This is a genomic window from Streptomyces boninensis (genome assembly GCF_048572725.1).
Lineage (GTDB): Bacteria > Actinomycetota > Actinomycetes > Streptomycetales > Streptomycetaceae > Streptomyces > Streptomyces boninensis.
This window is the reverse complement of the sequence record NZ_CP183837.1, coordinates 7,453,126-7,472,404: the sequence shown is the minus strand read 5'-3', so window position 1 is coordinate 7,472,404 and position 19,279 is coordinate 7,453,126. Positions and strand designations below refer to the sequence as shown.

Below are 19,279 nucleotides of genomic sequence, written 5' to 3'. Positions count from 1 at the left end.
GCCGGCCCTGGCCAGTACGGAGCCCGCCGCTACGGCAGCACCGCGATCCCGTCCAGCTCCACCATGGCCGCCTCGTCCCAGAGGCGGGTGACGCCGATGAGCGCCATCGCCGGGTACGTATCGCCGACCCGCCGCTTCCAGACCCGGCCGATCTCCGCGGCGTGTTCGCGGTACGCGCCCGGGTCGGTCGTGTAGACCGTGACCCGCGTCAGCTGGGACGGGTCGCCGTCCGAGGCCGCCAGGGCGGTGAGGAGGTTGCGCAGCGCCTGCTCGAACTGGGCGGGGAGGGTGTCGCCGACGATGTCGCCGTGGGAGTCGAGCGCCGTCTGTCCGGCGAGGAAGACGAGGGTGCCGCCGGTGGCGGTGACGGCGTGGCTGAAGCCGGAGGGCTTGGCGAGGGATACGGGGTTAATGCGGTGCACGGTCACGTCCCTCACGGTAGAGCTCCTTGGCGATGATGGTGCGCTGCACCTCCGTGGCGCCCTCGTAGATCCGCGGGGCGCGGACCTCGCGGTAGAGGTGTTCCAGGAGGTGTCCCGACTGGAGGGCGCGGGCGCCGTGCAGTTGGACGGCGGCGTCGACGACGTACTGGGCGGTCTCGGTGGCGAGCAGCTTGGCCATCGCGGCGCGGCGGGCGACATCGGGGGCGCCCGCGTCGTACGCCGATGCGGCCGCGTAGACGAGGAGCCGCGCCGACTCCACCCGGGTCGCCATCTCGGCGAGAGTGTGGCCGATCGACTGGAGGTCCTTCAGCGGGCCGCCGAACGCCTGCCGCTCCCCCGCCCAGGCGAGCGCGGCGTCGAGGGCCGCCTGGGCCATGCCGACGGCGAAGGCGCCGACGCTGGGGCGGAAGCGGTTCAGGGTGGCCATGGCGGTGGTGAAGCCGCGGTCGACTTCGCCGAGCACATCGGCGGGCGTCACCGGGACGCCGTCGAAGCGGAGGGTGCCGATGGGGTGGGGGCTGAGCATCTCCAGGGCGGAGCCGGTCAGGCCGGGGCGGTCGGCCGGTACGCAGAAGGCGGTAACGCCGCGGGCGCGCGCGGCCGGGGTCGTACGGGCGAAGACGGTGTAGACGTCGGCCTCGGGGGCGTTGGAGATCCAGGCTTTTTCGCCGGTGAGGCGCCACCCGTCGCCGTCGCTCTCAGCAGCCAGAGACAGCGCCGCCGCATCCGACCCCGCCCCCGGCTCCGACAGCGCGAAGGCCGCCACCGCGCGCCCCGCCGCGACCTCGGGCAGCCACCGCGCCTGCTGCTCCTTGGTGCCGTGCAGCGCGATCGGGTACGCGCCCAGCCCCTGCAGGGCAAGGGCCGTCTCCGCCTCCGTGCACTCCCGGGCGAGCGACTCCCGCAGCAGGCACAGCTCCAGCGCCGAGGCCGGGCGGCCGGAGGGCGGGAAGACCCGCTCCAGCAGCCCCAGTTCGCCGAGCGCGGCGACCAACGGCCGGTTCACCCGCCCCGCTTCACCCGCCTCCGCCAGGGGCCGCAGCCGCTCGGCCGCGAGCGCGCGCAGCTCCGTACACCACCGCTCCTCGTCCTCACCCAGCGCGAAACGACTCGCCATCGGACCACCACCCCTTTCGGCGTACGCCGGATGATTATCGCGCACTGTTGACTCCCGTCACACTAACGCTACGCTCAAAGCGGCCTACAGGACCTAGGGGGCGCTTGCATCATGCAGCTGAAGCCTTCGGCCCACGTGGACACCTTCGCCCGCGACCACCTCCCGCCGGCGGACCAGTGGCCCGACCTCACGTTCAACCTGCCCGAATTGCACTATCCCGACCAGCTCAACTGCGCCGCGGAACTCCTCGACCGGGGAGTGGAGCGCTACGGCGGCGCCCGCCCGGCGCTGCGCACGCCGGACGGCACGGTCTGGTCGTACGCCCATCTGCAGTCCCACGCCGACCGCATCGCGCACGTCCTGACCAGCGAACTCGGCGTCCTGCCCGGCAACCGGGTGCTGCTCCGCGGCCCCACCACGCCGTACCTCGTCGCCTGCTGGTTCGCGGTGCTGAAGGCGGGTGCCGTCGCCGTCACGGTGCTGGCGCAGCAGCGCGCGACCGAGCTGGCGGCGGTCTGCCGGATCGCCGAGGTGCAGTACGCGCTCTGCGACATCCGCTCCGTGGACGACCTGGCGAAGGCCGAGGTGCCGGGGCTGACCATGCTCGCGTACGGCGGCGACGCCCCCGACGACCTGCTGCGCCGGGCCGCCCGGCAGCCCGAGTGGTACACGCCGGTGGACACCTCCGCCGACGATGTGGCGCTGATCGGCTTCACGTCCGGCACCACCGGGCGGCCGAAGGGCACGATGCACTTCCACCGGGACGTCCTGGCGATCGCCGACACCTTCTCGGCGCAGGTGCTGCGCCCGCGACCCGAGGACGTCTTCGCGGGCAGCCCGCCGCTGGGCTTCACCTTCGGGCTCGGCGGCCTCGTCGTCTTCCCGCTGCGGGCCGGGGCGTCGACGCTGCTGCTGGAGCAGGCGGGACCCGGCAAGCTGCTGCCGGCGATCGCCGAGCACCGGGTGTCGGTGCTGTTCACCGCGCCGACCGCGTATCGCGCGATGCTCGCGGAGGCAGGCTCGTACGACCTGAGCTCGCTGCGCCGCTGCGTATCGGCCGGGGAAAACCTGCCCGCGGCGACCTGGCAGGCGTGGCACCAGCAGCTCGGGCTGAAGATCATCGATGGCATCGGCGCCACCGAGATGCTGCACATCTTCATCTCGGCGGCGGACGACGCGATCCGCCCGGGCACGACCGGGGTGCCGGTGCCGGGCTACGAGGCGCGGGTGGTGGACCGGGACGGGGTGACCGTGCTGCCCGACGGCGAGCCGGGGCTGCTGGCGGTGCGCGGGCCGACCGGGTGCCGGTATCTCGCGGACGAGCGGCAGCGGGAGTACGTACGGGACGGGTGGAATCTCACCGGGGACACGTATGTCCGGGAGCCGGACGGCTACTTCCGCTACGTGGCGCGCGCGGACGACATGATCATCACGTCCGGCTACAACGTCGCCGGCCCCGAGGTCGAGGAAGCCCTGCTACGGCACCCGCAAGTCGCGGAGGCGGCCGTGGTCGGACGCCCTGATGCCGAGCGCGGGCAGGTAGTGGTCGCGTATGTGGTGCTTGCCGAGGGCTCGGCGATCGACGAGAAGACGCTCAAGGACTTCGCCCGCGGCGAGCTGACCCCCTTCAAGTGCCCGCGCGAGATCAACTTCGTGGACGCGCTGCCGCGGTCGCACACCGGCAAGCTGCAGCGGTTCCGGCTGCGGCAGTCCTGACCTGTGTCGATAGGGTGATCCTGTGGCAGAGCACCGCACCCCGGGATCACTCATCGTCAGCTTCTACGGCGCCTACGGACGCGACGTGGGCGACGGCCGCGTGCCCGTGGCCGGACTCATCCGGCTGCTGGCCGAGGTCGGCGTGGACGCGCCCGCCGTCCGCTCCGCCGTCTCGCGGCTGAAGCGGCGCGGCTTCCTGGCGGCCGCCGGGTCAACGCGCGCCAGCGCCTACCTGCTTACGGCCGACGCCCGCCAGACCCTCGACGACGGCGACCGGCGGATCTACGAGCGGCCCGCGGTGAAGGACGACGGCGAGTGGGTGCTGGCCGTCTTCACCGTGCCGGAGTCCGAGCGCAACAAGCGCCATCTGCTGCGGTCCCGGCTGGCCCGCCTCGGCTTCGGGCAGGCGGCGCCCGGGGTGTGGATCGCGCCCGCGCATGTGGGCGGGGAGGCGCGGCACACCCTCGCGCGGCTGGAGCTGGACGCGTATGTCGAGCTCTTCCGCGGGACGCACGAGGGCTTCACGCCGACGCCCGAGGCGGTGCGGCGCTGGTGGGACCTGGAGGGGATCGCGCGGCTGCACCAGCAGTTCCTGGACGGGCAGGAGCCGGTGCTGGCGCGGCTGGGGCGCGAGGGCGCCGGGTCGGCCGAGGACGCCTTCCGCGACTATCTGCTGGCGGTCGACGCGTGGCGGCAGCTGCCGTACGCGGATCCCGGGCTGCCCGCGTCGCTGCTGCCGGACGACTGGCCGGGCGGGGTCGCGGCGGAGGTGTTCGGGCGGCTGCACCGGGAGTTGCGGGAGCGGGGACGGGAGTTCGTGCAGGCTGTGCTGGTCTGAAGAGGGGCTCACAGCGTGAGGCGCGGCTTCGGGTCGTCCGTGCGGCCCGTCGGAGGCTTGCGGCTGCCCGCCTGGTACGGGAGCGGCCAGGGGGCACCCGGGCCCGTATAGCCCTGGTCGGCGGCCGCGTGCAGGGTCCAGTGCGGGTCGTACAGGTGCGGGCGGGCCAGCGCGCACAGGTCGGTGCGGCCCGCGAGGATCAGGGAGTTGACGTCGTCCCAGGAGGAGATCGCGCCCACCGCGATCACCGGGACGCCGAGTTCGTGGCGGATGCGGTCCGCGTACGGGGTCTGGTAGGAGCGGCCGAAGGCGGGCTGCTCGTCCGGCACCACCTGGCCTGTCGACACGTCGATCGCGTCGGCGCCGTGCGCCGCGAACGCCCGCGCGATCTCCACCGCGTCGGCGGCCGTGGTGCCGCCCTCCGCCCAGTCGGTGGCCGAGATGCGGACCGTCATCGGCCGGTCGTCCGGCCAGGCCTCCCGTACCGCGTCGAAGACCTCCAGCGGATAGCGGAGGCGGGCGGTGAGGGAGCCGCCGTACGCGTCGGTGCGGGCGTTGGTCAGCGGGGAGAGGAAGGACGACAGCAGGTAGCCGTGCGCGCAGTGCAGCTCCAGCAGGTCGAAGCCGGCGCGGGCGGCGCGCTGCGCGGACCGTACGAACTGGTCGCGGAGCGCCGCCAGTTCGGTGGGATGCAGGGCGTGCGGGGTCTGGTTCACGCCCGGCTGGTACGGGAGCGGGGACGGGGCCACCACCGGCCAGTTGCCGTCCGGGAGAGGCTGGTCGATGCCCTCCCACATGAGCTTGGTGGAGCCCTTGCGGCCCGAGTGGCCGAGCTGGACGCCGATCGCGGTGCCGGGGGACTGCGCGTGCACGAAGTCCGTGACGCGGCGCCAGCCCGCCTCGTGCTCGTCGGCGTACAGGCCCGTGCAGCCGGGGGTGATCCGGCCTTCGGCGCTCACGCACACCATCTCGGTCATCACCAGACCGGCCCCGCCCAGCGCCCGCGCGCCCAGGTGGACGAGGTGGAAGTCGCCGGGGTGGCCGTCCACCGCCGAGTACATGTCCATCGGCGAGCACACGACCCGGTTGCGCAGCGTCAGCCCGCCCAGCCGGAAGGGGGTGAACATCGGCGGCGTGCCCTCCGGCACCCCGGCCTCCCGCTCCACGGCCGTGACGAAGGCGGGGTCGCGCAGCTTCAGGTTGTCGTGGGTGACGCGGCGGCTGCGGGTGAGGAGGTTGAAGGCGAACTGCCGCGGCGGCTGGTCGACATAGCGGCCCAGCTCCTCGAACCACTGCAGGCTGGCCTGCGCCGCCCGCTGCGTGGAGGCGACCACCGGCCTGCGCTCCGTCTCGTACGCGGCCAGGGCCGCCGCCACCGACGGCTGCTCCTCGATGCACGCGGCCAGCGCGAGGGCGTCCTCGACCGCGAGCTTGGTGCCGGAGCCGACCGAGAAGTGCGCGGTGTGGGCGGCGTCGCCGAGGAGGACCGTATTGCCGTGCGACCAGTGGGCGTTGGTGATCGTACGGAAGAGGAGCCACTGCGAGCGGTTGCCGGTGAGGGGGCGGCCGCGCAGGGCGTCGGTGAAGTACTTGCCGCAGGCGTCGATGGACTCCTGCTCGTCGGCCTGGTCCAGGCCGGCGCGGCGCCAGACGTCCTCGTGCATTTCCACGATGACCGTGGAGGCGTCGGGTGCGTACGGATAGCCGTGCAGCTGCATCACGCCGTGTTCGGTCTCGGCGATCTCGAAGCGGAAGGCGTCGAAGGCGAAGGGGGCGGAGAGCCAGATGTAGCGGCAGCGGTGGACCGTCTCGGCCGTGCCGAAGGCGGGGGTGCGGGTCAGGCTGTTGACCCCGTCCGCCGCGATGACCAGGTCGTGCGTGTCCGCGAGGTCCGGCGGGGCTTCCGTGCCGAAGCGGAGGTCCACGCCGAGGCGGCGGCAGCGCTCCTGGAGCACCGCGAGCAGCCGGCGCCGGGAGAGGGCGGCGAAGCCGTGGCCGCCGGAGCGGAGGGTGCGGCCGCGGTGCACGACGTCGATGTCGTCCCAGCGGACGAACTCGTCCTGCAGCGCCGCGTACACCACCGGGTCGGCGTGCTCGATGCCGCCGAGTGTCTCGTCGGACAGCACGACGCCGAAGCCGAAGGTGACGTCGGGGGCGTTGCGCTCCCAGACGGTCACCGAGCGGGCCGGGTCGAGGCGCTTCAGCAGCGCGGCGGCGTACAGGCCCCCGGGCCCGCCGCCGATCACGGCGATGCGCATGGCGCTCAGCTCCCCTGCCACTTCGGCGGCCGCTTCTCGGTGAAGGAGGCGTGGAACTCGCGGTAGTCGTCGCTGGTCATCAGCAGCGCCTGGGTGGAGGCGTCCAGCTCGACCGCGGCCGGGAGCGGCATGTCGAGCTCGGCGGTGAGCAGCGCCTTGGTCTGGGCGTACGCGAGGGCGGGGCCGTCGGCGAGGCGGCGGGCGAGCGCCTGGGCGGCCGCGTCCGCGCCGCCCTCCTCCGCGAGCTGGCTGATCAGGCCGATCCGCTCGGCCTCGGGGGCGCGGACCGGGTCGCCGAGCATCAGCAGCCGGGTGGCGTGGCCGAGGCCGACGACGCGGGGCAGCAGATAGGCCGCGCCCATGTCGCCGCCGCTCAGACCCACCTTCGTAAAGAGGAAGGCGAAGCGGGCGGACGGGTCGGCGACGCGGAAGTCCGAGGCCAGCGCCAGCACCGCGCCCGCGCCGGCCGCGACGCCGTGGACGGCGGCGATGACCGGGAAGGGGCACTCGCGGATGGCGCGCACCACCTGTCCGGTCATGCGGTTGAAGTCGAGGAGCTGGCCTGTCGGCATGTCGAGGGTCTCGCCGATGATCTCGTCGACATCGCCGCCGGAGCAGAAGCCGCGGCCCTCCCCCGCCAGCACCAGGGCGCGCACGCCGCGGCTGCGGGACAGCTCGGCGAGCAGGTCGCGCAGGTCGGCGTAGGCGCCGAAGGTGAGGGCGTTCAGCTTGTCGGGGCGGTCGAGGGTGACGGTGGCGACGCCGTCCTCGGTCGTGACGCGGAGGTGGTCCCAGCTCCCGGTGGACCGGGCGGATCCGGTGAACGGGCTCATGTGCATGAAGTTATCACCGATGCGTGACTGTCGTCACGAGTGCGCGATAGATGGCTGCCTCGGGCAGAAGGTCCCGCCCCTTAGGGCAGCCCGACCCTGACCTGGAGACCGTCCGCTTTCTTAGGTTGGAGGGAGCCCACCCCCTGCCGATACGGATGTGACCCCCAGTGATGCCGCACGATGGCGAGCATGTCTCCGACCAGACGGCCTGGAGCATCGAGCTGCCGCACACCGCCGCCGCGGTGCCGATCGCGCGTGCGCTGATCCGTAACGTGCTGCAGGAGCTCGACGCCACCGACACCGACCGCGACACGGCCGAGCTGCTCACGTCCGAGCTGGTCACGAACGCCATCACGCACACCTCGGGCACCGACCCGGTCGAGCTGCGGGTTCAGCTGGTCCCCACCGGCTTCCAGGTCGAGGTCTTCGACCGCGACCCGCACCACCCGGAGGGCCTGACCGGCCCCGAAATCCCCCCGGCCCCGCTCCTGGACGAGACCGGCCGCGGCCTCCTCCTGATCCGTACCCTCTCCACGGACGCCGGCTGGCGGCGCACGCCGCAGGGCAAGGCGGTCTGGTTCATCCTCAAGAAGCACTGAGCAGGTCGATCAGCCACGCCCCGCACACGCAGCGGCGATAGCGCACCACGCCCTCGGAGGTGTGGTGCCGGGACACCTCCACCAGGCCGCCGCCATCGAGCGGCCATCCGCAGTCGTCACAGGTGACCTGTCCAGCAGGCCCGTTGCCGTCCATACGGGGAGTGTGCTGTCATGCCTGTGTGCATTTCAACCATCACGGGCCGGCGGCCTCCGCGCAGTACGCGGCCGCCCTGGTCAATTCCGCGGCGACGGTGGACGCCTATCAGGCGGTGATCGACGCGTACGCGACGCCGAGCGGGACGCTCGTGGCGGAGCGCGTGCCGGAGGTCGCGGCGTGGGCCGCCCGGCTGCGCGCCGTCTTCGCCGAGGGCGAGCTCGCTCCCCGGGTTGCGCTGGTGAATGAGCTGCTCGCGGCCGCCGTACGCAGCCCGGTCGTGGCGCTCCACGACGGCTTCGCGCCGCATCTGCACTACGCCGATATCAACGACGACCTGCTCACCCGCATGCGCGCCCGCACCGCCTCGGGCCTGGCGCACGTGCTGTGCGACGGGGACTGGCGGCGGCCCGGGCAGTGCGCGCGCGAGGGGTGCGGGATCGTCTTCATGGACACCTCGCGCAATGGCGGGCGCCGGTTCTGCACGCTGCGCTGCGCGAATCGCGTGCGCACGGCCGAGTACCGGGCCCGCCTCGCGGCGGCGGACTGACGGCGGCCTGCCCTTTGGTCAAGGTCAAGCGAGGGTCGCGACCAGCAGCGCCTTGATCGTATGCATCCGGTTCTCGGCCTCGTCGAAGACGACCGAGTGGTCCGACTCGAAGACCTCGTCCGTCACCTCCAGGGACTCCAGGCCGTGCCGCTCGTGGATCTCGCGGCCGACCGCGGTGCCGAGGTCGTGGAAGGCGGGGAGGCAGTGCAGGAACTTCACGGCGTCGTTCCCCGTCGCCCGGAGCACGTCCATGGTCACGGCGTACGGCGCCAGCTGCTCGATCCGCTCGTCCCAGACCTCCTTCGGCTCCCCCATCGACACCCACACGTCGGTGACCACGAAGTCGGCGCCCGAGACGCCCTCGGCGACCTCCTCGGTGAGGGTGACGCGGGCGCCGCTGGCCTCGGCGAGCTTGCGGGCCTGGTCGATGACCGGCTGGGCCGGCCAGTAGGCCTTGGGCGCCACGATGCGTACGTCCATGCCCAGCAGCGCGCCGGTGATCAGGTAGGAGTTGCCCATGTTGAAGCGGGCGTCGCCGAGGTAGGCGAAGGCCTGCTGCTCCAGGGGCTTCGCGCAGTGCTCGGTCATCGTCAGCACGTCGGCGAGCATCTGGGTGGGGTGCCAGTCGTCGGTGAGGCCGTTGTAGACCGGGACGCCGGCGTACGCGCCGAGCTGCTCGACGGACTCCTGGGCGGCGCCGCGGTACTGGATCGCGTCGAACATCCTGCCCAGCACCCGGGCGGTGTCCTTGACCGACTCCTTGTGGCCGATCTGCGAGCCGGACGGGTCGAGGTAGGTGGTGGAGGCGCCCTGGTCGGCGGCCGCGACCTCGAAGGCGCAGCGCGTACGGGTGGAGGTCTTCTCGAAGATCAGGGCGATGTTCTTCCCGGCCAGCCGCGGGCGCTCGGTGCCCGCGCGCTTCGCCGCCTTCAGCTCCGCTGCCAGGTCGACCAGCCCGCGGAACTCCGCCGCGGTCAGGTCCAGCTCCTTGAGCAGGTGGCGGCCGGTCAGTGCTATCGCCATGGTCGCGCTCCCGGTAATCTATACGGTAGAACGCATCACTATACAGCCTCGCGTTCCACGGGGCAGCTCATGCACCGCGGCCCGCCCCGCCCCCGCCCCAGCTCACTGCCGCGGATCTCGATCACCTCGATGCCCTCCTTGCGCAGGAAGGTGTTCGTCGTGGAGTTCCGCTCGTACGCGACGACGACCCCCGGCTCGACGGCCAGTACATTGCACCCGTCGTCCCACTGCTCGCGCTCCGCGGAGTGCACGTCCTGGTGCGCGGTCAGCACCTTGATCGAGTCGAGGCCCAGGGCGGCGGCGATGGCGCGGTGCATGTGCTCGGCCGGGTGGTCGGTGACTTTCAGCTCCTCGTCGCCCGCGCCGGGCTCAATCGTGTACGAGGGCAGCATGCCCAGGCCCGCGTACTGGGTGAAGGTGTCGCCGTCGACCATCGTCATGACCGTGTCGAGGTGCATGAAGGCCCGGGCCTTCGGCATGTCGAGGGCGACGATCGTACGGGCGGAGCCGGCCGCGAAGAGGCCGCGGGCGAGCATCTCGACGGCCTGGGGTGTCGTCCGCTCGCTCATGCCGATCAGCACCGCGCCGTTGCCGATGACGAGGACGTCGCCGCCCTCGATGGTGGAGGGGTAGTCCTCCTGGCCCTTCGACCAGTGGTGGAACGGGCCCGACTCCGGGCCCACGAACAGCGGATGGTGCTTGTAGATCGCCTCGAAGTGCACGGTCTCGCGCTGCCTGGCGGGCCACTTCATGGCGTTGATGGAGACGCCGTCGTACACCCAGCAGGACGTGTCGCGGGTGAAGAGGTGGTTGGGCAGCGGGCCGAGCAGGAAGTCGTCCGGGTGCATGGCGTGGAAGAGCACGGACGTCGGCTCGGGGAAGCGCTCCAGGTACTCGCGCTTCGTCAGACCGCCGACCAGGTCCTCGACCAGCTCGGCGGACGGCAGGCCCTCGAAGGAGGCGCGCAGCTTGTCGGTGGCGAGCGGGCCGAATTCCTTCTCGCTGAAGACCCGGTCGAGCACCATCGTGCGCGCCGCCGGCACGTCGAGGGCCTCGGCGAGGAGGTCGCCGAAGAGGTGCACCTCGACGCCCCGGTCGCGCAGCGTCTCCGCGAAGCCGTCGTGCTCCTCCTCGGCGCGGCGCACCCACAGGACGTCGTCGAAGAGCAGCTCGTCTTTGTTGCTGGGGGTGAGCCGCTTCAGCTCGAGGTCGGGCCGGTGAAGGATCACTCTGCGCAGGCGGCCGGTCTCGGACTCGACGCGGTAGGTCATGACAGACAGGCTCCCATGCCACCGGCCGCCTGGCAGGGGTGACTACGCCCCTTCCTGATCCTTGGGCGCCGCCTCGTACATGGACGAGGCCGGGTCGGCCGCCTCGACGCCGCCGCGCGGCAGCACCGGCGCCGGCAGGTCCTGCGCGTCCGGTACGGACGGGGCCGCCGTCGCGGCCCGGTTGCCCAGCGCGCGGAACTCCTCCTTCACCACGCCGCCGAGCGTGGCGCACCAGGTGGAGTCGTCCATCCGCCCGGTGACCCGCAGCCCGTGCAGGGCCTGCATCTTCGCGACGGCGACGAAGGTGGCGCGGTCGTACGTGCCGGTGGCCTGCACGTCGAAGAGCTTGGTCGCCAGCATCGACTGGACGGCGAGGACGGCGGGGCCCTTGGCGCCCATGCCGATCTCCGGGGCGAGGGCCTCCCAGGTCGGGCCGCTCATCGTGCCGTCGGAGGCGGTGGGGAAGCCGTGCGCGGTCTGGAATTCGTGCACCGCCGCCAGCGTCGCCGGGCCGTACTTGCCGTCCGCGGCGACGGTGTCGAAGCCCGCGGCCTGCAGCAGGTACTGCAGCAGGGTGACGGTCGAGCCGACGCAGGAGGTGTACGTGTCCAGCCAGGTGCGGGCCGGGATGCTGCCGGCGGACTGGCCGAGGGACTTGGCGACCATCAGGCGCAGCAGCGGGAAGGCGGAGTAGAACTTCGCGCCGGGGCACTGGGTGGCGTTCCAGTCCCAGTGGCCGGAGATCTTCTCGGCGCCGAAGCCGTACTGGGTGCAGATGGTCGTGCAGAGCTTCACCAGGGACAGCCACAGCTTCCCGGTGGGCAGCTCGGTGATGTACGTGCCCTCGTTCTCGATGCCGATGGACTGGGTGTTCTGGCCGACGGCGTGGGCGCTGACGACCTGGAAGCCGCCGTCCTCCAGCCCCTCCAGGCTGCGGTGCCGGCCCTCCATGACATAGCCGCCGCGGCTGATGGAGAAGTGGTTGCCGGTGTCCGACCAGCCGTTGATGTCCATGTGGATGTGCTGGACCCGCTCGGCGCAGGCGACGGCGGCTTCGAGGGAGAAGTCGTTGGTGTTGGGGAACGCCATGTGGTGCACGACGATCCTGCGGGTGGTGCCGTAGCGCAGCGACAGCTCGCTCGACGGGGGCCGGGCGCCCCACTCGTCGCAACTGAGGATGTAGTCGGTGTCCGACGGGTCGGCGGGCGCGGCCGCGGCGCCGCCCGCGGACGCCAGCTGCCCGGCGCCGAGGCCGAGGGCGGCGGCCGCGCCGGTGCCGGCGCGGAGGGCATTGCGGCGGGATATGTAAACGGGCTCGAAGGCCATGGGGCATTCCTCTCCAGGAAAGTCTGCCTTCTTCTAACCCGGTTGCCACATCAATGTCCAGGGTTTTCCGGCCAGTTGAGAACTGCCGTTGGTCTGCGCCATTGGCACTGCTACCTTCGCAGGTGAGAGCACCTTCCCGGCCAAGGAGCGGCGACCAAGGAAATGACCACCCTCTTCCTGGTACGGCACGGCGAAACCGTCTGGCACGGCGGCAATCGCTATGCCGGCGTGAGCGACATCGGCCTGACCGAGCTCGGCGAACGGCAGGCCGGCACGCTCGGCACCTGGGCCGCGGGCGCGGGTCTCGCCGCCATCTGGTGCTCGACCCTCTCCCGGGCCCGCCACACGGCCGAGCCCGCCGGGCGGGCCGCGGGTCTGGAGGTGCATATCGACCCCGACCTGATCGAGGTCGACTTCGGCAGGGGCGAGGGCCACACGCTGGAGGAGGTCCGGGCCGCGGACCCGGAGCTGGCGGCGCTCTTCGACGCGGACCCGGTGCAGCACCACTTCCCGGGCGGCGAGGACCCCGCGGCGGCCGCCGACCGGGCGGTGAAGGCGTACCGGCGGATCGCGGCCGAGCACCCGGGTGACGCGAAGGTGCTGGTGGTGGGGCACGGCACGCTGACCAGGCTGGCGCTCTGCCTGCTCCTCGGCATCCCGGAGCGGAATTACCGGCGGGTGTTTCCCGAGGTCCGTAATGGCGCGCTGACGGAGCTGGAGATCACCGCGGACCCGGATGCCCAGGCGAGGCTGCACTCCTTCAACGCGACTCTGTAGCCTCCGGCGGCTCCAGGCGGAAGTCCGCGAAGTCGAAGCCGGGTGAGACCACGCAGCTGACCAGCGTCGCCTCCTGAGCTGCCGCCTCCGGCCGCGCCGCCTGCCACACCCCGCCCGGCACCAGCACCTGCGGCCGCTGCCCGGCCGCGACATCCGGGCCGAGCACGACCTCCGTCGTACCGGCCCGGTCCGGCCGCTCGCCGCTCCCGCCGAAGGACAGCACCAGGGGGCTGCCGCGATGCCACAGCCACAGCTCGTCGGACCGTACGACATGCCAGGCCGACTCCTCGCCCGGCGCCAGCAGGAAATAGATCCCGGTGGCGGCGGCCCGCGGCCCCGGATAGCCGGGCGGCGTGACCTCGGCCCCGACGGCCCAGGTCTGCGCGAACCAGCCGCCCTCCGGGTGCGGTTGCAGACCGAGCGCGTCGGCGAGCGGCGGGCGTTGGGTGGGCATGACTGGATGCTACAGCCGCGGGTCCACCGGCTCCGACTCCAGCGCCAGCACCGCGAACACCGCCTCGTGCACCCGCCACAGCGGCTCCCCCGCCGCCAGCCGGTCCAGCGCCTCCAGGCCGAGCGCGTGCTCGCGCAGGGCGAGCGAGCGCTTGTGCCCGAGGAATCGCTGGCGGAGGCGGGAGAGCTGGTCGGGGCGGGTGTACTCGGGGCCGTAGATGATCCGCAGGTACTCGCGGCCGCGGACCTTCACGCCCGGCTGCACGAGCCGGTTGTTCCCGTCCCGTACGAGCGCCTGCAGCGGCTTGACGACCATGCCCTCGCCGCCGGCCGCGGTGAGGTCGAGCCACCACTTCACGCCTGCCGCGACCGAGGCCTCGTCCTCCGTGTCGACGACCAGGCGGCCGGTGCGCCGCAGCAGCCCCGATGCGTCGTGCTCGGCCAGCCGGTCGAGGAGGGCGAGCTGCTGGTCGTGCGGCAGCGCGGCGTGGCTCGCGCCCTCGGTGGCCAGCAGCTGGAACGGGGCCAGCCGCACGCCGTCGAGGCCGTCCACCGGCCAGCAGTAGCGGCGGTACGCGTCCGTGAACGCGCTCGCGTCCACGGCCCGTTCGCGCTGCCGGTCGCGCAGCTCCGCGACGTCGACGCCGCGCGCCGCCGCCTGCTCCAGCGCCGCCACGGCGGCGGGCAGCGCGGCGCCCGCGGCGGCGCCGACCGCCGCGTACTGGCTGCGCAGCAGCCCGCCGGCCTTCAGCGACCAGGGCAGCAGCTCGGCGTCGAGCAGGAGCCAGTCGGTGGCGTACTCGTCCCAGAGCCCGGCGCCGGTGGCGGCGGCGCGGACGCGGTCGAGGAGCGCCTCGGTCTTGGCCGCATCGTCGAAGAAGGGGCGGCCGGTGCGGGTGTAGAGCGCGCCGGAGACGTTTGCGATCCCGAAGCGCTTGGCCGCGGCCTCCTCGTCGCGGCAGACCAGCACCACCGCGCGCGAGCCCATGTGCTTCTCCTCGCACACGACCTGCCGCACGCCCGCGTCCCGGAACTCGGCGAAGGCCTCCGCCGGGTGCTCCAAATAGCCCTCCTCCTTGGACGTGGCGGTGGGCGCCATCGTCGGCGGCAGGTACGGCAGCAGCCGCGGGTCGAGCGCGAAGCGGCTCATCACCTCGAGTGCGGCGGCGGCGTTCTCCTCGCGTACGGAGATGCGGCCGTGGTGGTTGGTCTGGATGATCCGGCGGCCGTGTACGTCGCCCAGGTCGAGCGGGCGGCCCTCGGCGCCGCCGGGCGCCTCGGCGCGCAGCGGCTTCACCGGCTCGTACCAGACCTGCTCGGCCGGCACGTCCACCAGCTCGCGCTCCGGCCAGCGCAGTGCGGTGAGCTTGCCGCCGAAGACGGCGCCGGTGTCGAGGCAGATGGTGTTGTTCAGCCAGGTGGCGTCCGGGACCGGGGTGTGGCCGTAGACGACGGCGGCGCGGCCGCGGTAGTCCTCCGCCCACGGGTAGCGGACCGGGAGGCCGTACTCGTCGGTCTCGCCGGTGGTGTCGCCGTACAGCGCGTGGCTGCGGACGCGGCCGGACTGGCGGCCGTGGTACTTCTCGGGCAGCCCGGCGTGGCAGACGACGAGGCGGCCGCCGTCGAGCACGTAATGGCTGACGAGGCCCTCGATGAACTGCTGGACCCGCGCCCGGAATTCGTCGCTCTCGCCGTCCAGCTGCTCGATGGTCTCGGCGAGGCCGTGGGTGTGCTGGACCTTGCGGCCGTTCAGGTAACGCCCCAGCTTGTTCTCGTGGTTGCCCGGCACGCAGAGCGCGCTGCCCGCCGCGACCATGCTCATGACGCGGCGCAGCACCCCGGGGGTGTCGGGGCCGCGGTCGACGAGGTCGCCGACGAAGACGGCCGTACGCCCCGCGGGGTGCACGCCGTCCGCGTAACCGAGCTTGGTCAGCAGCGTCTCGAGCTCGCCGGCGCAGCCGTGGATGTCGCCGATGATGTCGAAGGGGCCGGTGAGGTGGGCGAGGTCGTTGAACCGCTTCTCCAGCACCACCTCGGCGGTCTCGACCTCGGCGGCGCCCTTGAGGAAGTGCACCTTGCGGAAGCCCTCGCGCTCCAGGCCGCGCAGGCCGCGGCGGAGCTCGCGGCGCTGGCGCGGGATGACGTGCCGGGGCATGTCGGCGCGGTCGGGGCGGCCGGCGTTACGGGCGATGCAGATCCGCTCCTCGACGTCGAGGACGATCGCCACGGGCAGCACGTCGTGCTCGCGCGCGATGCGGACGAGCTGGCGGCGGGCCTCCGGCTGGACGTTGGTGGCGTCGATGACGGTGAGCCGGCCGGCGGCGAGGCGCTTGCCGGCGATGTAGTGGACGAGGTCGAAGGCGTCGGGGGTGGCGGACTGGTCGTTCTCGTCGTCGGCGACGAGGCCGCGGCAGAAGTCCGAGGAGATGACCTCGGTCGTCCTGAAGTTCTTGCGGGCGAAGGTGGACTTGCCGGCGCCGGACGTGCCGATGAGGACGACGAGGGAGAGGTCGGGCACGCCGAGGGTGCGAGGGATGGTCGTCATGCCGCGGCCTCCTTTGCGGTCTTGCTGAACACTGCCATCTGGGTGGGCGGTCCCACCTCGGGGTCGTCGTCGCCGACGGGGGCGTACGCGACGGCGTAGCCGTGCCTGGCCGCCACCGCCTCCGCCCAGCCGCGGAACTCCTCCCGGCTCCACTCGAAGCGGTGGTCGGAGTGGCGTACGTGCCCGGCCGGGAGGGTCTCCCAGCGGACGTTGTACTCGACGTTCGGCGTGGTCACGACCACGGTGGCGGGCTGGGCCGCGCCGAACACCGCGTACTCGAGGGCGGGCAGCCGCGGCTGGTCGAGGTGCTCGATGACCTCGCTCAGCACGGCGGCGTCGTAGCCCATGAGCGTGGCGTCGGTGTACGTCAGGGCGCCCTGCCGCAGCTTGACCCGGGCCGCCTGCCGCTCGCCCATGCGGTCGAGCTTGAGGCGGCGGGCGGCGACGGTCAGCGCCCGTACGGACACGTCGACGCCGACGATCTCGGTGAACCGGGTGTCCTTGAGCAGCTCGCCGACCAGCTGCCCCTGCCCGCAGCCGAGGTCGAGCACGCGGCCGGCGCCGGCGTCGCGGAGGGCGCCGAGGATCGCCTCGCGGCGCTGCACGGCGAGGGGTACGGGCTTCTCTTCGGTGTCGGTCTCCTCGTCTACGGCGTTGTCGATGTCCTCCGCCTCGGCGTCGTCGGCCTCGGCGAGGCGGGCCAGCTCCAGCCGGTCGCGGGCCTCGCGGGCGAGGGACCAGCGGCGGGAGAAGTAGCGGTTGGTGATCAGCTGCTGCTCGGGGTGGTGCTCCAGCCAGCCCTCGCCGGCCCGCAGCAGCTTGTCGACCTCGTCGGGGGCGACCCAGTAGTGCTTGGCGCCGTCGAGCACCGGCAGCAGCACGTACAGGTGCCGCAGGGCATCGGCGAGCCGCAGCTCGCCCTCCAGCGTGAGCCGCACATACCGCGAGTCGCCCCACTCGGGGAACTGCGTGTCCAGCGGCACGGTCTCGGCCACGACGGCCCAGCCGAGCGGCTCGAAGAGCCGCTTGACCAGGTCGGCCCCGCCGCGGGCGGCCACGGCCGGCACCTCGATCCGCAGCGGGAGCGACTCGTCGGCACGGCCGGGCAGCGCCTTGCACACGCCGCGCAGGGCGGTGCGGAAGACGGCGGAGAGCGCGACGGCGAGCAGCGAGGACGCGGCGTACGGCCGGTCGTTCACGTACTGCGCCAGCGCCGAGTCCGGCGCCCCGCCCCTCCCCTTCCCCCGCCCCTTCCGCACGAGCGCCACCGGGTCGACCTCGAGCAGCAGCGCAGCCGTGCACCGCTCCGCGCTCGCCTCGGGATAGAGGACATGCGCGGTGCCATGCGAGGTCGAAAAATCCTGCACCTTCTCGGGATGCTTATGCAGCAGAAACCCCAGGTCGGTGGCGGGCCGCTCGGCTGTGCCGGTAGTCGAGATCGTCAGGAACATGCGGTCGAGTATCCCCGGTGGCATTCGTCCAGGCCACGGAGTTATCCGTCAGTCGCCCGCGGTCAGCCGCGCCTCGGGTGGGACCTGGGTGGCGCTGACCGCGAAGATCGCGGCGTACGGGCGTGGTTGGGTGCAGTCCTCGCCCAGGACCTCGCCCGTCGGCTGCGGCTGCAGGCGGTCGGCCGTGACCCTCAGGACGGCGCTGCTGCCGCAGCCGTGGTGGATGAAGGCGAAGCGGCGGGCGGGGCCCGAGGCGGCTGTCTCGGTGGTGTCTTCCTCGGCACTGATGGTCAGCTCACGTTTGAGCTGGTCGGCGGCCGGGGCGGGGAGGGTGCCGAGGAAGTCCTTGAGCTGGTCGGGCTGGGTTACTTCCATTGCCTTGGGCTGTTGCGCTCCCTTCAGGTGCTCGAATGCGTGCAGGCGGGCGGGGCCCGGCGGCTCCGGCGGTCCGCCGCTGAGGTGGACGGTGTCCGATGCCACCCAGGTCTTCGGCACGGCGAATACGGCTATCGCGTTCCACGGCGCGTAACACGTCTCGGTGGTGGAGGTGTCCGTCAGCCGCGGGTAGTAGTTGGTCGGGTCGTCGGAGGCGACGAGCTCAGCGCTCTTGCCTTTTGAGCAGCCGCTGCTCCAGCCGAAGGCCACCAACGAGTGGCGGGAGAAGTCGCGGCGGGCGAGCTTACGGGCCAGGTCCTGGCCGTCATCGCCGTCCTCTGGGAACCAGCCGCTGAACGCGACCGCGTCCGCCGGCGACCGCAGGACCGTTTCGATGCGCGGCAAGTCCTCGGTGCCCTGCGCGAAATGCACCAGCTCCGCATCCACCCGCTCGACCGGTTCCGGGGCCGGGCCCGGCGGTTCCGGTGACCGCAGCAGGTCCATCCCGAAGAACACCCCCGTCGCCAGCAGCATGCCTGCCAGCGTGGAAATCAGCGCGATGCGGCCGCTCTTCCACTTTGCCGTTCTCCCCGTCATGGCCGTTTCGACGTGGTTCGTGGCGATGCGGTTCCCGGCCCGGTCAGCTGTCGAGCGTGTGCCCCAGCGCGGCTATCTCGCCCGGCCCCACCCGGCAGCAGCCGCCGATCAGACGGGCACCCGCCTTGCGCCAGCCTGCCGCCAACTCCGGCGCGTACGAGCCGCCGCCCCGCCACACGCCCGCCGCCGCGTCCCAGTCCTCCCCACTGTTCGGGTACGCCACCGCCGGCAGCCCCGTCACCGCATGCGCCACCTCCACCGCCTCCTGTACGTCCTGCGGCGCGCAGCAGTTGACCCCCGCGGCTATCACCTGCGGATGCCCCGCGGCCACCGCGAAGGCCTCCGCCAGATCCTGCCCGGCCCGGGTGCGGCCGCCCGCGATGGTGTACGAGAGCCAGACCGGCAGGCCCGTGCCCTCCGCCGCGCGCAGCAGCGCCTCCGCCTCCGTCGCGTCCGGGACCGTCTCCAGCGCCAGCACGTCGGGCTCCGCCGCCGCCAGCGCCGCCACCCGCGGGCGGTGGAAGGCGGTCAGGTCAGCGACGCTCAGGCCGTAGCGGCCGCGGTATTCGCTGCCGTCGGCCAGCACCGCCCCGTACGGGCCTACGGACGCCGCCACCCACGCCCGGTCGCCCGCCGCCCGCCTGGCCAGCGCGACGCTCTCGCGCAGCAGCCGCGCCGTCTCCGCCCGGCTGATGCCGCGGCGGGCGAAGCCGGCGTAACTCGCCTGATAGCTCGCGGTGATCAGCACCTCGGCCCCGGCCCGTATATACGCCGCATGCGCCGCCTCGATCTGCCCTGGGCCGTCCGCGAGCAGCCGCGCCGACCACAGCTCGTCGGACAGGTCGCAGCCCTGTGCCTCGAGCTGGTTGGACAGGCCGCCGTCCAGCAGCACCATACGGGCGGCCAGCGCCTGCGCCAGCGGCTGCCTCATCGGCCCCGTCGCCTTCATCGCA

18 protein-coding genes are annotated in these 19,279 nt (G+C 72.6%); 5 read left to right on the top strand and 13 right to left on the bottom strand.

Annotated elements, in window-relative coordinates:
- Positions 1-29: 29 nt before the first annotated feature.
- Together ACNNMR_RS34060 and ACNNMR_RS34055 are read right to left on the bottom strand one after the other, a co-directional pair.
- Complete coding sequence (locus ACNNMR_RS34060; protein ID WP_420000577.1) at positions 30-428, bottom strand: RidA family protein; 399 nt, start codon at positions 426-428, stop codon at positions 30-32.
- Entirely contained in the window at positions 409-1,560 is a 1,152-nt protein-coding gene (locus tag ACNNMR_RS34055) for an acyl-CoA dehydrogenase family protein (RefSeq protein WP_419998541.1), read from the bottom strand. The genes ACNNMR_RS34060 and ACNNMR_RS34055 overlap by 20 nt, the downstream gene beginning before the upstream one ends.
- A 111-nt stretch (positions 1,561-1,671) precedes the next feature.
- On the opposite strand from ACNNMR_RS34055, the gene ACNNMR_RS34050 reads away from it, so the two are divergent.
- Both ACNNMR_RS34050 and ACNNMR_RS34045 read left to right on the top strand, forming a co-directional pair.
- Entirely contained in the window at positions 1,672-3,276 is a 1,605-nt protein-coding gene (locus ACNNMR_RS34050; protein WP_419998540.1) for an AMP-binding protein, read from the top strand.
- A 22-nt stretch (positions 3,277-3,298) separates the two neighbouring features.
- Positions 3,299-4,114, top strand: a complete 816-nt coding sequence (locus tag ACNNMR_RS34045) for a PaaX family transcriptional regulator C-terminal domain-containing protein (RefSeq protein ID WP_419998539.1) — start codon at positions 3,299-3,301, stop codon at positions 4,112-4,114.
- An 8-nt stretch (positions 4,115-4,122) separates the two neighbouring features.
- On the opposite strand, the gene ACNNMR_RS34040 is transcribed toward ACNNMR_RS34045, so the two are convergent.
- Together ACNNMR_RS34040 and ACNNMR_RS34035 are read right to left on the bottom strand one after the other, a co-directional pair.
- Complete coding sequence (locus tag ACNNMR_RS34040; RefSeq protein ID WP_419998538.1) at positions 4,123-6,372, bottom strand: bifunctional salicylyl-CoA 5-hydroxylase/oxidoreductase; 2,250 nt, start codon at positions 6,370-6,372, stop codon at positions 4,123-4,125.
- Between the two features lie 5 nt (positions 6,373-6,377).
- Positions 6,378-7,205, bottom strand: a complete 828-nt coding sequence (locus tag ACNNMR_RS34035; RefSeq protein WP_419998537.1) for an enoyl-CoA hydratase family protein — start codon at positions 7,203-7,205, stop codon at positions 6,378-6,380.
- Between the two features lie 170 nt (positions 7,206-7,375).
- Here ACNNMR_RS34035 and ACNNMR_RS34030 point away from each other — a divergent pair, with 170 nt between their 5' ends.
- Positions 7,376-7,804, top strand: a complete 429-nt coding sequence (locus tag ACNNMR_RS34030; protein ID WP_420000576.1) for an ATP-binding protein — start codon at positions 7,376-7,378, stop codon at positions 7,802-7,804.
- On the opposite strand, the gene ACNNMR_RS34025 is transcribed toward ACNNMR_RS34030, so the two are convergent.
- Complete coding sequence (locus tag ACNNMR_RS34025; protein ID WP_419998536.1) at positions 7,791-7,958, bottom strand: hypothetical protein; 168 nt, start codon at positions 7,956-7,958, stop codon at positions 7,791-7,793. The genes ACNNMR_RS34030 and ACNNMR_RS34025 overlap by 14 nt on opposite strands.
- A gap of 25 nt (positions 7,959-7,983) precedes the next feature.
- Here ACNNMR_RS34025 and ACNNMR_RS34020 point away from each other — a divergent pair, with 25 nt between their 5' ends.
- Positions 7,984-8,508 carry a CGNR zinc finger domain-containing protein gene (locus ACNNMR_RS34020; RefSeq protein ID WP_419998535.1) on the top strand — a complete coding sequence of 175 codons (525 nt, stop codon included), beginning with the start codon at positions 7,984-7,986 and terminating at the stop codon, positions 8,506-8,508.
- Between the two features lie 24 nt (positions 8,509-8,532).
- Here the strand turns inward: ACNNMR_RS34020 and argF are convergent, their stop codons facing one another.
- The 3 genes from argF to ACNNMR_RS34005 are packed head-to-tail and all read right to left on the bottom strand — an operon-like array spanning position 8,533 to position 12,128.
- Entirely contained in the window at positions 8,533-9,531 is a 999-nt protein-coding gene (gene argF, locus ACNNMR_RS34015; protein WP_419998534.1) for an ornithine carbamoyltransferase, read from the bottom strand.
- 38 nt (positions 9,532-9,569) lie between these two features.
- Positions 9,570-10,802 carry an arginine deiminase gene (locus ACNNMR_RS34010; RefSeq protein ID WP_419998533.1) on the bottom strand — a complete coding sequence of 411 codons (1,233 nt, stop codon included), beginning with the start codon at positions 10,800-10,802 and terminating at the stop codon, positions 9,570-9,572.
- A gap of 42 nt (positions 10,803-10,844) precedes the next feature.
- Positions 10,845-12,128 carry a peptidoglycan-binding protein gene (locus ACNNMR_RS34005; RefSeq protein WP_419998532.1) on the bottom strand — a complete coding sequence of 428 codons (1,284 nt, stop codon included), beginning with the start codon at positions 12,126-12,128 and terminating at the stop codon, positions 10,845-10,847.
- A gap of 162 nt (positions 12,129-12,290) precedes the next feature.
- Between ACNNMR_RS34005 and ACNNMR_RS34000 the strand changes: the two genes are divergently transcribed.
- Positions 12,291-12,905: a histidine phosphatase family protein gene (locus ACNNMR_RS34000; protein ID WP_419998531.1), complete on the top strand. Its 615-nt coding sequence runs from the start codon at positions 12,291-12,293 to the stop codon at positions 12,903-12,905.
- Here the strand turns inward: ACNNMR_RS34000 and ACNNMR_RS33995 are convergent.
- From ACNNMR_RS33995 to mmuM, 5 genes are read right to left on the bottom strand one after another with little or no spacing between them, the layout of a single operon-like run.
- Positions 12,889-13,359: a cupin domain-containing protein gene (locus tag ACNNMR_RS33995; protein ID WP_419998530.1), complete on the bottom strand. Its 471-nt coding sequence runs from the start codon at positions 13,357-13,359 to the stop codon at positions 12,889-12,891. The two genes, ACNNMR_RS34000 and ACNNMR_RS33995, sit on opposite strands and share 17 nt — an antisense overlap.
- Before the next feature lie 9 nt (positions 13,360-13,368).
- On the bottom strand, positions 13,369-15,903 hold the full coding sequence (locus ACNNMR_RS33990; protein WP_419998529.1) for a polynucleotide kinase-phosphatase: 2,535 nt from the start codon (positions 15,901-15,903) through the stop codon (positions 13,369-13,371).
- Positions 15,900-17,354, bottom strand: coding sequence for a 3' terminal RNA ribose 2'-O-methyltransferase Hen1 (locus ACNNMR_RS33985; protein WP_419998528.1), 1,455 nt, complete (start codon positions 17,352-17,354; stop codon positions 15,900-15,902). The genes ACNNMR_RS33990 and ACNNMR_RS33985 overlap by 4 nt, the downstream gene beginning before the upstream one ends.
- Before the next feature lie 48 nt (positions 17,355-17,402).
- Positions 17,403-18,326: a hypothetical protein gene (locus ACNNMR_RS33980; protein ID WP_419998527.1), complete on the bottom strand. Its 924-nt coding sequence runs from the start codon at positions 18,324-18,326 to the stop codon at positions 17,403-17,405.
- A 43-nt stretch (positions 18,327-18,369) separates the two neighbouring features.
- Complete coding sequence (gene mmuM, locus ACNNMR_RS33975) at positions 18,370-19,275, bottom strand: homocysteine S-methyltransferase (protein ID WP_420000575.1); 906 nt, start codon at positions 19,273-19,275, stop codon at positions 18,370-18,372.
- Positions 19,276-19,279: the final 4 nt, after the last annotated feature.

Coding starts and splice junctions, on each gene's coding strand:
- ACNNMR_RS34055 (WP_419998541.1), bottom strand. CDS start 1,560: ATGGCGAGTCGTTTCGCGCTGGGTGAGGACGAGGAGCGGTGGTGTACG.
- ACNNMR_RS34050 (WP_419998540.1), top strand. CDS start 1,672: ATGCAGCTGAAGCCTTCGGCCCACGTGGACACCTTCGCCCGCGACCAC.
- ACNNMR_RS34040 (WP_419998538.1), bottom strand. CDS start 6,372: ATGCGCATCGCCGTGATCGGCGGCGGGCCCGGGGGCCTGTACGCCGCC.
- ACNNMR_RS34035 (WP_419998537.1), bottom strand. CDS start 7,205: ATGAGCCCGTTCACCGGATCCGCCCGGTCCACCGGGAGCTGGGACCAC.
- ACNNMR_RS34030 (WP_420000576.1), top strand. CDS start 7,376: ATGCCGCACGATGGCGAGCATGTCTCCGACCAGACGGCCTGGAGCATC.
- ACNNMR_RS34025 (WP_419998536.1), bottom strand. CDS start 7,958: ATGGACGGCAACGGGCCTGCTGGACAGGTCACCTGTGACGACTGCGGA.
- argF (WP_419998534.1), bottom strand. CDS start 9,531: ATGGCGATAGCACTGACCGGCCGCCACCTGCTCAAGGAGCTGGACCTG.
- ACNNMR_RS34010 (WP_419998533.1), bottom strand. CDS start 10,802: ATGACCTACCGCGTCGAGTCCGAGACCGGCCGCCTGCGCAGAGTGATC.
- ACNNMR_RS34005 (WP_419998532.1), bottom strand. CDS start 12,128: ATGGCCTTCGAGCCCGTTTACATATCCCGCCGCAATGCCCTCCGCGCC.
- ACNNMR_RS34000 (WP_419998531.1), top strand. CDS start 12,291: ATGACCACCCTCTTCCTGGTACGGCACGGCGAAACCGTCTGGCACGGC.
- ACNNMR_RS33995 (WP_419998530.1), bottom strand. CDS start 13,359: ATGCCCACCCAACGCCCGCCGCTCGCCGACGCGCTCGGTCTGCAACCG.
- ACNNMR_RS33990 (WP_419998529.1), bottom strand. CDS start 15,903: ATGACGACCATCCCTCGCACCCTCGGCGTGCCCGACCTCTCCCTCGTC.
- ACNNMR_RS33985 (WP_419998528.1), bottom strand. CDS start 17,354: ATGTTCCTGACGATCTCGACTACCGGCACAGCCGAGCGGCCCGCCACC.
- ACNNMR_RS33980 (WP_419998527.1), bottom strand. CDS start 18,326: ATGACGGGGAGAACGGCAAAGTGGAAGAGCGGCCGCATCGCGCTGATT.
- mmuM (WP_420000575.1), bottom strand. CDS start 19,275: ATGAAGGCGACGGGGCCGATGAGGCAGCCGCTGGCGCAGGCGCTGGCC.